Annotated in this window: 11 protein-coding genes; 6 read left to right on the top strand and 5 right to left on the bottom strand. The window is 74.2% G+C overall.

Features of this window, described 5'->3' with window-relative positions:
- Positions 1 to 4: 4 nt before the first annotated feature.
- Entirely contained in the window at positions 5 to 1,927 is a 1,923-nt protein-coding gene (locus O7598_RS21430) for a hypothetical protein (RefSeq protein WP_442929879.1), read from the bottom strand.
- A 79-nt stretch (positions 1,928 to 2,006) separates the two neighbouring features.
- On the opposite strand from O7598_RS21430, the gene O7598_RS21425 reads away from it, so the two are divergent.
- On the top strand, positions 2,007 to 3,269 hold the full coding sequence (locus O7598_RS21425; protein ID WP_269693101.1) for an outer membrane protein assembly factor BamB family protein: 1,263 nt from the start codon (positions 2,007 to 2,009) through the stop codon (positions 3,267 to 3,269).
- Entirely contained in the window at positions 3,266 to 4,567 is a 1,302-nt protein-coding gene (locus O7598_RS21420) for an outer membrane protein assembly factor BamB family protein (protein ID WP_269693100.1), read from the top strand. Before O7598_RS21425 ends, O7598_RS21420 begins: the two co-directional genes overlap by 4 nt.
- On the opposite strand, the gene O7598_RS21415 is transcribed toward O7598_RS21420, so the two are convergent.
- On the bottom strand, positions 4,568 to 5,758 hold the full coding sequence (locus tag O7598_RS21415; protein ID WP_269693099.1) for a peptidase C39 family protein: 1,191 nt from the start codon (positions 5,756 to 5,758) through the stop codon (positions 4,568 to 4,570).
- Positions 5,759 to 5,917: 159 nt separating this feature from the next.
- Between O7598_RS21415 and O7598_RS21410 the strand changes: the two genes are divergently transcribed.
- The 4 genes from O7598_RS21410 (at position 5,918) to O7598_RS21395 (ending at position 11,082) form a co-directional block, all read left to right on the top strand.
- A complete protein-coding gene (locus O7598_RS21410; RefSeq protein ID WP_269693098.1) occupies positions 5,918 to 6,583 on the top strand; it encodes a response regulator transcription factor in 666 nt (221 codons plus the stop codon).
- Positions 6,580 to 7,737: a sensor histidine kinase gene (locus O7598_RS21405; RefSeq protein ID WP_269693097.1), complete on the top strand. Its 1,158-nt coding sequence runs from the start codon at positions 6,580 to 6,582 to the stop codon at positions 7,735 to 7,737. Before O7598_RS21410 ends, O7598_RS21405 begins: the two co-directional genes overlap by 4 nt.
- Before the next feature lie 204 nt (positions 7,738 to 7,941).
- A complete protein-coding gene (locus O7598_RS21400) occupies positions 7,942 to 10,482 on the top strand; it encodes a malectin domain-containing carbohydrate-binding protein (protein WP_269693096.1) in 2,541 nt (846 codons plus the stop codon).
- Positions 10,483 to 10,695: 213 nt separating this feature from the next.
- On the top strand, positions 10,696 to 11,082 hold the full coding sequence (locus O7598_RS21395; protein WP_269693095.1) for a VOC family protein: 387 nt from the start codon (positions 10,696 to 10,698) through the stop codon (positions 11,080 to 11,082).
- 65 nt (positions 11,083 to 11,147) lie between these two features.
- Here O7598_RS21395 and O7598_RS21390 read toward each other — a convergent pair whose 3' ends face one another.
- From O7598_RS21390 to O7598_RS21380, 3 genes are all read right to left on the bottom strand, one after another.
- Positions 11,148 to 11,927, bottom strand: a complete 780-nt coding sequence (locus O7598_RS21390; RefSeq protein ID WP_269693094.1) for a hypothetical protein — start codon at positions 11,925 to 11,927, stop codon at positions 11,148 to 11,150.
- 183 nt (positions 11,928 to 12,110) lie between these two features.
- A complete protein-coding gene (locus O7598_RS21385; protein WP_269693093.1) occupies positions 12,111 to 14,174 on the bottom strand; it encodes a 3-hydroxyacyl-CoA dehydrogenase NAD-binding domain-containing protein in 2,064 nt (687 codons plus the stop codon).
- Positions 14,171 to 15,367, bottom strand: a complete 1,197-nt coding sequence (locus O7598_RS21380; protein WP_269693092.1) for a thiolase family protein — start codon at positions 15,365 to 15,367, stop codon at positions 14,171 to 14,173. The genes O7598_RS21385 and O7598_RS21380 overlap by 4 nt, the downstream gene beginning before the upstream one ends.
- Positions 15,368 to 15,377: the final 10 nt, after the last annotated feature.

Genomic DNA, 15,377 nt, shown 5'->3' with positions numbered 1-15,377 from the left:
CGCCTTACACGCGGTCGCGGACGTCCCAGAGCCAGACGTCGTCGACCCGCTGCGCGGGGCCCAGCAGGGCGGTCATCAGGTCGCGCAGCACCGCCTCGCGCGGGTTCGCGCCGAGCACCACCACCGACGCCCGCCAGAAGCGCAGGTCCTCGATCGCCTGCCGGCGGTTCTCCGCGGTGATCTCGGGGACCTCGTCGGCGTCCATGGTGGAGTAGATCAGCGTGCTGGTCGGGCGGTTCGGCGCGCCGAAGACACCCTCGCCGGCGGCGTTGGGGCCGATGAAGTAGCCGGCCGGGATCGGGAACTCCTGCGCGGTGAGCGCGCTCCAGCGCAGCGTCGGCAGCCCGTGCACGTTGCTGGGGATCGGCACCGGCACCAGCGTCCGGCCGTCCGGCACGTAGGGTCGCCAGCCGCCGGCGGTGATGAAGTGCGGCGGCGGGTCGATCTGCTGCGCCGGCAGCGGGCGCGGGAACAGCGGCAGCAGGGCGGCCGCGATCGCGGCGTACCCGACCAGGCGCACCGCCCGCCGACGGCCCGTCGCGGCCCGGTCCCCGTCGCGCGCGCCGGTCGCGTCGGCCGTCTCGGCCGCGCCCTTCGCGTCGTCGGGGTCGGCGTCGTGACGGCCGGAGCGGGGCGCGGGCACCGTCGGCCGGCCGGTGCGGGCCAGCGTGTCCCAGGCCAGCGCCAGCAGCACGCCGATCGCGCCCACCACCACCAGGCTCAGCCGGGTCGGCATCATCATCTCGACCAGCGGCAGGTCGTCCGGCACGTACGCCCACGGCCCGGCCACGTCGGTCTCCGCGCCGTCGAAGCGCACCACCGGACCGATCGAGGCGACGGTGAAGAGGACCACCAGCACGGCCAGGATCCGGGCCGGCACCGAGCGGCGGACCAGCAGCACCAGCGCGACCAGCGCGACAAGCACCAGCGGCCAGCCGAACCAGGTGTTCTGCTCGGTCAGCCCGATGGTCTTCTCCACCGCCTCGTCCCCGGCGACGGTGTCCCGGGCGAAGGTGACGAAGGCCATCAGGTCCTCGCCCCAGTTGTGGAAGACCCCGCCCTGCAACCCTCGGTAGGACTGCGGGCCGTTGAACTGGAACCAGATCGGGTACGCGGTGAGCAGCAACGCCACCCCGCCACCGAACCCGATCGCGGCCAGGAACGCCCCGGCCCGCTCCCGCGCCGCGCGCGGCCGCTGCACCACGTACGCCACCACGACGACCAGGCAGGCCAGCGCGGTGAGCAGCAGCATCTCCTCGTTGATGAAGATCTGGTACGCCACCAGCAGCCCGAGCGCCAGACCGTTGCGCCGCCAGCGGCCCGGCTCGCCGAGGCGCAGCACCCGGGCCACGATCAGCGGGAGCAGGAAGTTCGACACGAAGTTCGGCTGCCCGTTGGCGTGGTGCACGATGCCCGGCGCGAAGCCGAGGAAAGCGCCACCGACGAACGCCGCCGCCCGGGAGCGGACCAGGTGCCGCGACAGCGCCCAGTAGGACGTGGCGGCGGTCGCCGACAACGCCGCGCCCAGGTAGAGCGCGTACATCACCTGCGGGCCGAGCAGCATGGTCAGCGGCGCCAGCGGCAGCGTCACCCCGAGCAGCGAGGTGTTCGCCATCATGTTCACCCCGTCCGGCGCGTTCTGCCGGGCGGTGAAGAGCGGGTTCTCCAGGTGCCGCACGGAGTAGGCGCCGTGCGCGAACAGCCACTCGAACCAGCTGTGGTCGGTGGGCAGGTGCGACGACACCCGGTGCTGTACGTCGCCCCAGTAGTTGAGGCAGACGAGAACGCCGAGCAACGCATAGGCTCCGATGGCCAGCACGTCGGCGCGAGCCGGTCGGCGGCGGGGCCGGCGTGGCGGATCCGCCACGACGGCGTCCACCTCGACGGACGAGGAGTTCAGAGGGGGATCCACCACCGGCACGGCCACGAGGGGCCATCGTACAGGCGGCTCGGCCTCGGTCCGGTCACGGCCGGGCGGCGGTAAGGCGGCGCGGGAAGGGATGGTCGTGACCGTCATCGATCTGGGCGAGCTGCGCGATGACGCCCCGGCACCCGGGCCGTCGGCCCGGCCGCCGCGCGCCGTGGGGCGGCCGTTCCGCGGCGCGGTGGTGCTGCTGGTGGCGCTCGTCACGCTCGCCGCCGCGGCGCCGTCGGCGCGCCCCGCACCGCGCCGGATCCCCGGTGGCACCGGGGCCACCGCGTTCCTCTCCGGTGACCGGGTGTACGTGGCGCTGCGGGCCACGCAGCGGCCGGGCTGGGACGTCGTGGCGTACCGCGAGGGCCGTGAGCGGTGGCGGGCCGGGATGCCCGGCACGGGCGACGTCGTCGGGTTGTGGCAACAGGGCGGGCGGGTGCTCGCCGTGGGAACCGGCGAGGGCGAGGGCTGGGAGACGGTGGCGTTCGACGCCGGCACCGGCGCCCTCCGCTGGCGGCAGTCCGGCTTGGCGTTCCCGGCCGGCGACGCGCTGCTGCTGCGCCCGGTGGGTGGGCCGCGCCCGCAGCCGGTCCGCCGGTTGGCGGTGGCCGACGGGCGGACGCTCTGGACCGCGCCCGCGCCCGACGGACAGGACGTGCAGTTCAGCTATGGACCGTCCGGGGTCGAGAGGATCCTGCTGGTGCCGAACGCCGGCCGGACGGTGGTGCTGGACGCGGTGACCGGCGCCCGGCTGGCCGTCCGGAACCTGCACCCGGAGGAACTGCCCGGCCCGCGCACGATGCAGGGCACCGGCGGGCTCTTCCTGGAGACCGTCCAGACCTCGGACGCCGGCGCGACGGTGAACGCGTACGAGCTGGACACGCTCCGGTTGCGCTGGACCGTCGAGCTGCCGCTGGTCGATCACCTGGAGCAGTGCGGAGGGCTGCTCTGCGCCGCCCGGCAGAACGGCGGGATACACGCGCTCGACCCCGCCACCGGCGCGCTGCGCTGGACCGCCGAGCGGTGGCAGAGCGTGCTCCGGGCCGACGCCGGCCGCCTGCTGGTGGCCACCGGCGGCACCACCGGCGACCACCTGGCGGTGCTGGACGGGGCGGACGGGCGGCTGGTCGCCGACCTCGGTGACTGGGCGGTGCTGCCGCAGGACGAGTTGACCGGGCGGATCCTCCTGACCCGGCCGTTGGGTGGCGGCCGGCAGCTCCTCGCCGAGCCGGACCTGTCGGGCGGCCCGCCCGTGGTGCGCGACGTGCTGACCGGCACCGACTGCCGGGCCGGTACGACGCTGCTGGTCTGCAGGCAGGTCGGTGGCGACTTCACGCTGCGGCGGCTGCGGTGACCCCGGTCATCGACCTGGGTGAGATGCGGCGCTCCGACGACGGCGACGAGTTGCTCCCCGCGCCGCCCCGGCGGCCACCGGGTCGGGCCGCCCGCGCGGTGGCGCTCGGCTGCCTGCTGCTGCTCACGCTGGCCGGTGCGGCGGGGCCGACGCGGCGCCCGGCACCGGCCCGGGTGCCCGCGCCGCAGGGTGCCGTCTTCGTGGCGCTGGCCGGCCGGCTGGTGGTGGCCGACGGCCCGGGCGCGGTGCACCGGGGTGGTCGGGAGGTCACCGCCTACCGGCTGCCCGGCGGCGAGCCGGCGTGGCGGTTCACGTTGCCGGCCGGCAACCAGGTGTTGGGGTTGACCGAAGCGGTGGGTGGGCTGCTGGTGACGAGCAGCCCGACCGGTGTCGGCGACACGCTCGCCACGCTGCTCGATCCGGCGACCGGCGCGGTCCGCTGGCGGCAGCCCGGTTACCCGATCGCGACCGCGGCGGGCGGGCTGCTGGTCGAGAACCCCCGCCCCGGCGGCACCGGCAGCGTGCGGGCCGTCGACCCGGCGTCGGGCGCGGTGCGCTGGTCCCTGTCGGTGCCCGCGCAGGGCGTGTCGTACCGGCGCGACACCCGGGGGGTGACGCAGCTGGTGCTGGTCGAGCCGGACGGCCGGGTCGCCGTGCACGACGCCGACTCGGGCGCGCGGGTGCGCGACGGCCGGGTGTCGTCCGCGCCGGACGGCGTCTCCCACCGGTTCGCGCAGGTCGTCGGCGATCTGCTGCTGGTCGACGACGGCGCCGGGGCGGTCACCGCGTACGGGCTGGACCGGTTGGAGCGGCTCTGGACGGTGCCGGTGGACCCGCGCGCCGGCATCTGGTTCACCGACTGCGCCGGCGTGCTCTGCCAGCGCGACCAGGTCGGCGGGGCGAAGGCCCTCGATCCCGCCACCGGCCGCCCCGCGTGGGCGCAGGAGCGGTGGATCGGGCTCGCGCCGGTCGGCGGCCGGTTGATCGCCGCGGCGACGGGGGACGGCCCCGAGCTGGAGCTGTGGACGCTCGAACCGGCCACCGGCCGGGTGCTCGCCCGGCTCGGCCGCTGGCGCGTCACCGGCCGCGACGACGGGTCCGGCACCCTGGCCGGGCTGCTCGGGCTGCGCCGCCTCACCGGGGACCGGACGCTCGTCGGCGCGCTGGACGTGCCGACCGGCGAGGCACGGATCCGGGCGGTCCTGCCGGGCTCCTGGGACGAGTGCGCGGACGCGGGTCGGGCGCTGGTGTGCCTGCGCCCGGCCGGCGGCCTGACGGTCTGGCCGGTCGACCGGTGATCACCAGTTGGCCTGCCCGGGCGCCGGGGGCAGCGGCACCGACTCCGGCCGCAGCACGTACGCGATCCCGCCGCTGCCCGCCTGCCAGGCCGCCTCGAACGGCGTGCGGGGCACGGTCCGGCGGACCCGCTCGTCGTCCGGGGCGTACGGGTCGTTGAGCACCGGGTCGCCGTCGGCGGTGAAGCCGACCAGCACGATCAGGTGCCCCCGGGTGTCGTAGTCCAGCCCGGGCACCTGCCCCCGGGTGAACGCCGCCGAGACGATCAGCGGGATGCCGGCGGCCACGAACCGTTCCGCCTCGGCCAGCGAGCGCAGCCGGGTGACGAACGCGTCCACCCCGTGCGTCGCCGCGTACGCGGTGTTGAACGGCCAGTTGCCCGCCCCGCCGTACGCGTGGTCGTAGCAGTGCCGGGCGGCGTGCACCACGGCCGGGCGGGGGCCGGGCGGGTCGACCCAGGCGTACCGGTCCGGGGTGGGGCCGGCGTGCCAGAAGTCGAGCACCATCGACACGCAGGTGGGACTGCACCAGGAGTCGCCGCCGCCACCCCAGCGGGTCTCGCCGCCGGCGTGCAGCCGCTGCGCGTAGCGCGGCACGTCCAGCACCCGCCCCCACGCGGGGGTCTCGTCCGGGGCCGGGGCGGGGCCGGCCTCGCCCGGATCGGTGGAGGCGACCACGCCGACCGAGCGCAGCACCGGGCCGGCCGGGGCGTCGGCGCGGCGGAACAGCGTCACCCGGGCCTGCCAGCCGGTCACCGTCGCGCCGGTGACGCGGAGCGTGTCCGCGGCCACCCGGGCCCGTCCGTCGGACTGCCCCGGCACCGAGGAGCGGTGCACCGCGCTGTCGTCGGCCGCCCAGTCGCCCAGCAGGTACCAGCCGGTGGTGGCCGCGCCGGCGTCCCAGCCGCGCAGCTCCACCCGGAGCCAGCAGCCCGGTGGCGTGTCGGCGGTCCACGACGGCACCAGCTCGGTGGCGGCGAACCCGACCGGCACCACCGGGGAGGTCCAGGTGCCGGCGGCGTGGTCGGCGGGGTTCCCGGAGTGCGGGTCGGTAGGCGTGAGCCGGTCGGCCGCCGCGTCCGGCGCCAGCCCGTCCGGGCCGCCCCGGAGCCCGTCGGCGGTGCCCCGGTTCCGGTCGGCGGGGAAGCGGAAACGGCGGTACGCGACGTCCCGGCCGGGGTGGACGGCGGTCATCGGGGCTCCGCTCGGCTCGGCCCGGCCGGTCCGGCGCGGGCGGTGGTCGATCGTTGCCGGCGAGCATCGCGTACCCGAAGGTTTTCTGCAACGGCGGCGGGTGCCGGCCGTTTGGTCGCCGGCACTAGGTTGTGGGAGGTCACGAGGCAGGAGGCCGGGATGCGGGTACTGGTGGTCGAGGACGAGCGCAACCTCGCCGACGCGATCGCGCGCGGGCTGCGCAAGCGCGGGATGGCGGTGGACGTCGCCTACGACGGCGACGCCGGGCACGAGGCGGCGTTCGTCACCCGCTACGACGTGGTGGTCCTGGACCGGGACCTGCCGGGCGTGCACGGCGACCGGATCTGCGCCGACCTGGCCGCCTCCGGCACGCTCACCCGGGTCCTCATGCTGACCGCGAGCGGGACCGTCGCCGACCGGGTCGAGGGGTTGCAGCTCGGCGCCGACGACTACCTGGCCAAGCCGTTCGCCTTCGACGAGCTGGTGGCCCGGGTGCAGGCGCTGGGCCGGCGGGCCACCCCGGCCGCGCCGCCGGTGCTGGCGGTGGGCGACCTGGAACTCGACCCGGCGCGGCGCGTGGTGACCCGGGCCGGCGTGCCGCTCGACCTGACCAACAAGGAGTTCGGCGTGCTCGCCGAGCTGCTCAGGGCGCGCGGTGCGGTGGTGTCCAGCGAGGAGCTGCTGGAGCGGGTCTGGGACGCGAACACCGACCCGTTCACCACCATCGTCCGGGTCACCGTGATGACCCTGCGCAAGAAGCTCGGCGACCCGCCGCTGATCGACACCGTGGTCGGCGCGGGCTACCGGATCGAGTTCGGCCAGTGAGGGTGCGCCGGGTACGACCGACCCTGCGGCTGCGGCTGACCCTGCTCAACGGCGTGCTCCTGGTCGGCGCCGGGGCGATCCTGGTGCTGCTGGCCTGGCTGCTGGTCCGCGACGCGCTGCGCCCCACCGACGAGCTGCTGCCCGGCACCACAGTGGTGCTCACCGACGGCCGCACCCTGGACGCCGGGCAGTGGCAGCGGCAACTCGTCGACGCCGCGTCGCGGGAGCTGCTGGTCAAGGGACTGCTGGCGTTGCTGGCGATCAGCGTCGTCGGGGTGGCCGGGGCGTACCTGGTGGCCGGTCGGGCGCTGCGCCCGCTGCACCAGGTCACCGCCACCGCCCGCCGGCTCGGCGAGACCACGCTGGACGAGCGGATCGGCTGGTCCGGGGCCGACGACGAGGTGGCCGAGCTGGCCGAGACGTTCGACGCGATGCTGGACCGGATCAGCGCCGCGTTCGAGGCGCAGAAGCGGTTCGTCGCGAACGCCTCGCACGAGCTGCGGACCCCGCTCGCGGTGATGCGCACCGAGATCGACGTGACGCTCAGCGACGACGACGCGGACCTCGGCGAGTACCGCCGGATGGCCGGCGTGGTGCGGGAGGCGTCCGAGCGGGCCAACGGGCTGGTCGACGCGCTGCTGGTGCTGGCCCGCAGCGAGGCGCAGACCGGCCGGCGGCTGGCCCGGCGCGCCGAGAGCGACCTCGCCGTGGGCACCGCCAACGCGCTCTCCGCGGTGGCCCGCGAGGTGGAGCGGATCGGCCTGAAGGTGCACACCTCGCTGCGCCCCGCGCCGGTGGTCGGCGACCCGGGGCTGCTCGACCGGCTGGCCGGCAACCTGGTGGAGAACGCGGTCCGCTACAACCACCTGCACGGCCGGATGTGGGTGCGCACCGGCACCGACGGGCAACGGTCCTGGCTGGTGGTGGGGAACACCGGCTTCGAGGTCGCCCCCGCCGAGGTGCCCGGGCTGTTCGAGCCGTTCCGCCGGGGCGGGCAGGAACGCACCGGGGCCCGCGGCTCCGGACTCGGCCTGTCCATCGTGCGGGCGGTCTGCGACGCGCACGGCGGCACCGTGAAGGCGGTCGCCCAGCCCGGCGGCGGCCTGGAGGTGACCGTCACGCTCCCGTCGGCCGACCCGCCGGCGGCCACCTGACCGCCGATCCGCGCCCGTCCGGGCGTACCCCCGGGGTCATCTGATCGTGCGGCCCGGCCCGGCTGTCCCGGCCGGCGCGGCGGGTGGTCGGGCGTGGCGGCGCGGTGGTCGGTCAGAAAGCTTGCCGGGCGCTGGACGGCGGTGCGGGCGTGGCCCAGGGTGAGCGGAGCGACACGCCTCCCCGCCGATCCTACGGAGCTGCCCGTGACCCACCCCTCGGCCCCGCGCCGCCGCGCCCTCGCGGTCCTCGCCGCCGTCGCGCTCACCGCGGCCGGCCTGGCCCCGGCCGCACCCGCCGGCGCCGCGCCCAACCACACGACAGTGGTCAAGGCCGTCCCCGCCACCGCCTCGCCGGACATCATGGACGGCACCGTCGACGCGATCCACGACGCCGGCACGAAGATCATCGTGGCCGGTTCGTTCCACACCGTGCAGAACCGCAACTCCGACACCGACATCCCGCGCAACTACCTGCTCGCCTTCGACAAGGCCACCGGGGCCGTCGACACCGCGTTCGCGCCGGCCGTCGACAACGAGGTGTACGCGGTGGTCGCCGGCCCGACCGCCGGCACGGTCTTCGTCGCCGGCAAGTTCAACACCGTCAACGGGGTGACCCGGCGCAAGGTGGCACTGGTCGACGTCGCCACCGGGGCGCTGGTCACCGGCTTCGCCCCGCCGGCGTTCAACGGGCTGGTCAACGACATCGCCCTGATCGGCAACCGGCTGCTGGTCGGCGGCATCTTCACCACCGCCGGCAACACCACCCCGCGCGCCGGGCTGGCCTCGCTCAACGCCACCACCGGCGCGGTGGACACCTACCTCACCACCGCGCTGACCGAGCACCACAACTACGACGGGATCAGCGGCTCCAACGCCGGCGTCGGGGTGGAGAAGATGGCCGTCTCGCCGGACGGCACGCGGCTCGTGGTGATCGGCAACTTCAAGAAGGCCGACGACGTGCTGCACGACCAGATCGTCCAACTGGACCTGGGCGCGACCGCCGCCACCGTCGCCGACTGGAACACCAGCCGCTACACGCCGCGCTGCAAGTGGCAGGCCTTCGACTCGTACATGCGGGACATCGCCTACGCGCCGGACGGCGGCTACTTCGTGGTGGTCACCACCGGATCGCCGTACGCCGGCACGCTCTGCGACGCCGCGGCCCGCTTCGAGGGCGGCACCACCGCCGCCGACGCGCAGCCGACCTGGATCGACTACACCGGCGGCGACACGTTCCTCTCGGTCGCCGTGAGCGAGCAGGCGGTCTACGTCGGGGGCCACTTCCGCTGGCTGAACAACACCGCCGGCGCCGACAACGCCCGGGCCGGCGCGGTCGGCCGGGCCAGCATCGCGGCGCTCGACCCGCGTACCGGCCTGCCGCTGTCCTGGAACCCGGGCCGGCACCCGCGCGGCATCGGCGCCTCCGAGATGCTGGTCACCCCGGCCGGGCTCTGGGTCGGCGGGGACACCTCGTGGATCGGCAACTTCCAGTACCGCCGCGAGCGGATCGCGTTCTTCCCGCTGGCCGGCGGCACCGCCCCGCACCCGACCACCTCGGCCACCCTGCCCGGCACCGTCTACCAGGCCGGCGTGCCGAAGCCGACGAACGTGCTGTACCGGGTGAACGCCGGCGGCCCGGCGGTGCCGGCCACCGACGGCGGGCCGGACTGGGCGGTCGACGACGGCGGCAACCCCAGCCCGTACCACAACACCGGCAGCTCGGCCGCCGGCTTCGCCGCGGTCGGCTCGCTGGACGCGACAGTGCCGGCCGGCACGCCCGCCGCTCTCTACAGCGACGAACGGTACGACCCGGCCGGCGCGCCGGAGATGACCTGGCAGTTCCCGGTGCCCGCCGGGACCGAGGTGCAGGTGCGGCTCTACCTGGCCAACCGGTACGACGGCACCGGCACCGCCGGCAAACGCGTCTTCGACGTGGCGCTGGAGGGCACCACCGTCCTCGACGACCTCGACCTGTCCGCCAGCGTCGGGCACAACGTGGGCACCATGCGGGAGTTCACCGTGGTCAGCGACGGCGCCGTGGACCTGGAGTTCCGGCACGTGGTGGAGAACCCGCTGGTCGACGGCATCGAGATCGTCAAGACCGGCCCGCCGCCCGCCGGCACCGGCGACGAGGTGCAGGCCCGCTCGTACGACGGGGCGAGCACGGTCGGCGCGGCGAGCCCGGTGGCGAACCCGGACGGCACCGCCTGGTCCACCGCGCGCGGCGCGTTCTGGGTCGGCGGCACGCTGTTCTACGGGATGGACGGCGCGCTGTGGCGGCGGACGTTCAACGGGACGACGTTCGGCGCCCCGGCGCTCGTCGACCCCTACCACGACGCCTACTGGGACACGGTGATCACGGACTCCGGCCCGGCCGGCCAGACGTACGTCGGGGTGACCACGAGCTTCTACGCCGAGATCCCGAACGTGACCGGCATGTTCCACTCGGACGGGCGGCTCTACTACACGCTCTCCGGGCAGAGCGGCCTGTTCTGGCGCTGGTTCACCCCGGACAGCGGCACGGTCGGCGCGGACCGGTTCCCGGTGGCCGGCTCCGGCGGGCTCGCCGACGCGGGCGCGGTCTTCCTCGCCGGCAACACGCTCTACAAGGTCAACCGGACCACCGGTGACCTGTCCGCCACCGACTGGGCCGCCGGCGCGCCGGGCGCGACGTTCACGGTGCGCAGCGGGCCGTCGGTCGACGGGGTCGACTGGCGCGCGAAGGCCGTCTTCGTCGGCCCGTGAGGGTGTAAGGAGGGGCCCCTTCTTAACGCATTCTGCATAGGAGGGGCCCCTTCTTAACACCCTTGTCAGGGGGACGGCGGCGGTGGCAAGATCGTGCCGTCAGCCGAGAGGTGGAAGGGGGTGTGGTGATGTCCGTTCGCATCGATCCCGCGCCCCGCGTTCCCCGCTGACCCTCGCACTCCGCCGGGGCGCACCCCCACAGGAGGAAGCACCATGAGTGCAGAGATCCACTGCGTGACCGTCGAATCCGACGACCCGTACGCCCTGGCCACCTGGTGGGCCCGGGTGCTCGACCGCAAGCTGGCCGACGACGACTTCCCGGGCGACCCGGAGGCGGTCCTCGTCGCGCCCGGTGGGCACGGCCCCGACCTGCTCTTCGTCGAGGTGGGCGAGCGGCACGGCAAGGGCGCGTTCCACCTCGACCTGCACGCGGCCGAGGGCACCCGGGACACCGAGGTCGCGCGGCTGCGGGACCTCGGGGCCACAGTGGTCGACGACCGCCGCCGGCCGGACGGCACCGGCTGGGTGGTGCTCGCCGACCCGGAGGGCAACGAGTTCTGCGTCTGCCGCAGCCCGGCGGAACGCGCCGCGTCGGCCTGACCCGAACACGGCGCCGGGCCCCCGCCGACGGCGGGGGCCCGGCGCTCGGTGCGCGATGAGCGGGATCAGTCCTGCTTCTCGACCTCGCCGCGCAGCGTGACGAACTCCGACTGGAACTCGGCGGCGCTCTTGAAATAGACCACCATCATGCCGAGGCTGCCCTTGTCGGCCCAGACGCAGACGCCCACCGGGACGTCCTGGGCCTTGCCGTCGCTGCACTTGGCGTCGCCGCCGAGCGGGCCGGCGTCGACAGCCTTGAAGTCCTTGGTGCCGAGTTGCGGGGTGACCGCCGTGATGGCGTCCGCCATCTCCTTCTTCGGGTCGGCGATGATGCCGGAGACACCGACGACCATGACCAGGTCCTTCTTGGCCGGATCGCCGTAGAAGGCGCCCGCCGTGCTGGTCGCGTTCGGCACGTCCTTGCCGAGCTCGGACTTCATCTGCACGGCCGCGTTCTGCAGCGTCGGCTCGGTCACCTTCGGCCGGCCGCCCAGCGTCGCGGGCTCGACCACCCGGGTCTTGCTGGCGTTGACGGCGTCCTTGACCTCGTCCCCGGCGGCGGCCCAGATGGCGATGCCACCACCGACGCAGAGCACCAGGACGACGGCCAGGACGATCAGCAGGATCTTGCCGACCCCGAACTTCTTCTTCGGCGGCACCGGCGCGCCGAACTGGTCGCCGCCGTGCGGCGGCTGAGACGGGTAGTCACCGCCGTACTGGGGCTGCTGCGGCGCCGGCGGGTAGCCGCCGTCGTACTGCGGCTGCTGCGGCGGCTGGTAGCCACCCGGCTGCTGTGAGGGAGGGGGGTTGTTGCCGGGGTAGGGGTTGGACGGCGGCTGGGACATGAAGGCGGCTCCTGTGAGAATTCTGGACGCGTGATGGTAGCCAGGTCCGCCGACACTCCGCTGTCCGCCCGAGACCGGTGTGACGAAACCGGGACCCATCCGTGACCGGGCCCGGAACGCCGAACGCGGTGGCCGCACCGTCCGGAACGGACGGCCCGGCCACCGCGATCGATGGCCCGTCGGTCAGCGCAGGCTGGCCACGCCGCGCGGCAGGAACCGCCGGCCGGTCACCCGCTCGGAGGTCCCGGTCCGGTCCAGGTACGGCGTGACGCCGCCCAGGTGGAACGGCCAGCCGGCGCCGAGGATCATGCACAGGTCGATGTCCGGCGCCTCGGCGACGACGCCCTCGTCGAGCATGAGCCGGATCTCCTCGGCCATCGCGTCGAGCGCGTTCTGCCGCACCTGCTCGGCGGTCAGCGGCTGGTCGCCGACCACCAGCAGCTTCGCGACCTCGTCGTTGATCTGGTCGTCGACCACGATCGGCTGGCCCGAGTCGGCGATCCGCTTGAGGTTCTCACTGACGCCGAACCGGTCCGGGAACGCCGCGTGCAGCGTGCCGCCCACGTGGTAGGCCACGGCCGGCCCGACCAGCTGGAGCAGCGCGAGCGGGCGCATCGGCAGGCCCAGCGGGTCCAGCGCGCTGTTCGCCACGTCCAGCGGGGTGCCGGCGTCGACGGCGGCGAAGACGGTGCCCAGGAAACGGGTCAGCAGCCGGTTGACCACGAACGCCGGGGCGTCCTTGACCAGCACCGACGACTTCCTGAGCTGCTTGCCGACCGCGAACGCGGTGGCGAGGGTGGCGTCGTCGGTCCGCTCACCGCGGACGATCTCCAGCAGCGGCAGCACCGCGACCGGGTTGAAGAAGTGGAAGCCGACGACCCGTTCCGGGTGCTCCAGGTCGGCCGCCATCTCGGTGATCGACAGCGAGCTGGTGTTGGTGGCGAGCACCGCCTCCGGCTTGACGATCTTCTCCAGCTCGGCCCAGACCTGCTTCTTGACGCCCAGGTCCTCGAAGACCGCCTCGATGACGAAGTCGGCATCGGCGAACACCGACTTGTCGACCGAGCCCGACACCAGGCCGTACAGCTTGGCGGCGGTGCCCTTGTCCATCCGCCCCTTGCTGACGGCCTTCTCGATCTGGGTGTGCACGTAGCCCACGCCCTTGTCCACCCGGGACTGATCAAGGTCGGTCATGACGACCGGCACCTGGAGCCGCCGGGCGAACAGCAGCGCGAGCTGGCTGGCCATCAGGCCGGCGCCGACGATGCCCACCTTCGTCACCTGCCGGGCCAGGCCCTTGTCCGGCGCGCCGGCCGGGCGCTTGGCCCGCCGCTGCACCAGGTCGAACGCGTACAGGCCGCTGCGCAGCTCCTCGGAGAAGACCAGGTCGGCGAGCGCCTCGTCCTCCGCGGCGGTGCCGGTGGCGAAGTCCGCGTCCTTGGCGGTCTCCAGCAGGTCCAGGGCCTTGTACGCGGCCGGGACCGCGCCGTGCAGCCGCTGGTCGAGGGTCTGCCGGGCGAAGTAGAGCACGCCCGCCCACATGTCCTTGTCGACCTCGGGACGGGTCACGGTGACCTCGCCCCGGACGACGCCGGCGGCCCACTCCAGCGACCGCTCCAGGAAGTCGGCCGGCTCCAGCAGCACGTCCGCGACGCCCATCTCGGCGGCCTGCTTCGGCTTGAGCATCTTGTTCTGCATCAGCGGGTTCTGCAGGATCACCTGGGTGGCGGCCGGGATGCCGATCAGGTTCGGCAGCAGCTGGGTGCCGCCCCAGCCGGGCACCAGGCCGAGCGAGACCTCGGGCAGCGCCAACGCCGCCGCGCCCGCCGACAGCGTCCGGTAGTGGCAGTGCAGCGCCAGCTCCAGGCCACCGCCCATGGCCGCGCCGTTGACGAACGCGAACGTCGGCACGTCGCTGTCCTTCAGCCGGGCGAAGACCCGGTGGCCGAGCCGGCCGATCTCCAGCGCCTGCTCGCGGCTCTCCAACTGCGGCAGGCTGGTGATGTCCGCGCCCACGCAGAAGATGTACGGCTTGCCGGTGACCGCGACGAACGCCGGGTTCGCCGCGAGGGCGGCGGTGATCGCCTCGTCCAGGCTGGTCAGCCCGCCCGGACCGAAGCTGTTCGGCTTGGTGTGGTCGAAGCCGTTGTCCAGGGTGATCAGTGCGGCGGGCCGGTCCAGCCCCGGTACGTTCACCTGACGCAGCAGCGCCTTGGTGACGACCTCGTTCGGTGCGGCCAGGCTCACTTGTCTCCACCCTCCCAGTTCGGGTTCTCCCAGATGACCGTGCCGCCCATGCCGATACCGATGCACATGGCGGTGAGGCCGTAGCGGACCTCGGGGTGCTCGGCGAACTGCCGGGCGAGCTGGGTCATCAGCCGGACGCCGGAGGACGCGAGCGGGTGCCCGATGGCGATCGCGCCGCCCCAGGCGTTGACCCGGGGGTCGTCGTCGGCGATGCCGAAGTGGTCGAGGAACGCGAGCACCTGCACCGCGAACGCCTCGTTCAGCTCGAACAGGCCGATGTCGTCGATGCTCAGGCCGGCGATGCGCAGCGCCTTCTCGGTCGACGGGATCGGGCCGACGCCCATCACCTCGGGCTCGACGCCGACGAAGCCGTACGACACCAGCCGCATGCCGACCGGCAGGCCCAGCTCACGGGCGGTGTCCTCGGCGACCAGCAGCGCGGCGGTGGCGCCGTCGTTCAGGCCGGCCGCGTTGCCCGCGGTGACCTTGCCGTGCGGGCGGAACGGGGTCTTCAGCCCGGCCAGCTTCTCCAGGGAGGTGTCCCGCGGCGCCTCGTCGACGGTCGCCAGACCCCAGCCGCCGTCCTCGTCGCGCACCGCGACCGGCACCAGGTCGCCCTGGAGCTTGCCGTTGGCGTACGCCTTGGCGGTCTTCTGCTGGGACGCGAGCGCGAACGCGTCGGTGCGCTCCTTGGTGATGTGCGGGACGCGGTCGTGCAGGTTCTCCGCGGTGGCGCCCATCACCAGGGCGGACGGGTCGACAAGCTTCTCCGCGACGATCCGCGGGTTGGGGTCGACGCCCTCGCCCATCGGGTGGCGGCCCATGTGCTCGACACCGCCGGCGATGGCCACGTCGTAGGCGCCCATGGCGATGCCGGAGGCCACCGTGGTGACGGCGGTCATCGCGCCGGCGCACATCCGGTCGATGGCGAAGCCGGGCACGGTCTTGGGCAGGCCGGACAGCAGTGCGGCGGTGCGGCCGATGGTCAGGCCCTGGTCACCGATCTGGGTGGTGGCGGCGATCGCCACCTCCTCCACCTTCTCCGGCGGCAGCTGCGGGTTGCGGCGCATCAGCTCGCGGATGCAGCGGATCACCAGGTCGTCGGCGCGGGTGTTGCCGTACATCCCACCCGCCTTGCCGAACGGGGTACGGACGCCGTCGACGAAGACGACATCTCGAACTTCACGGGGCACTGGGAGCCTC

The sequence above is a fragment of the Micromonospora sp. WMMC241 genome (assembly GCF_027460165.1).
GTDB lineage: Bacteria > Actinomycetota > Actinomycetes > Mycobacteriales > Micromonosporaceae > Micromonospora > Micromonospora humi.
Note: the sequence above shows the minus strand (reverse complement) of the source record. Positions and strands in the feature narration are given on the sequence as shown.

Excerpts from the sequence above, each read along its gene's own strand:
- O7598_RS21410 (WP_269693098.1), top strand. The coding sequence starts at position 5,918 with ATGCGGGTACTGGTGGTCGAGGACGAGCGCAACCTCGCCGACGCGATC.
- O7598_RS21415 (WP_269693099.1), bottom strand. The coding sequence starts at position 5,758 with ATGACCGCCGTCCACCCCGGCCGGGACGTCGCGTACCGCCGTTTCCGC.
- O7598_RS21395 (WP_269693095.1), top strand. The coding sequence starts at position 10,696 with ATGAGTGCAGAGATCCACTGCGTGACCGTCGAATCCGACGACCCGTAC.
- O7598_RS21390 (WP_269693094.1), bottom strand. The coding sequence starts at position 11,927 with ATGTCCCAGCCGCCGTCCAACCCCTACCCCGGCAACAACCCCCCTCCC.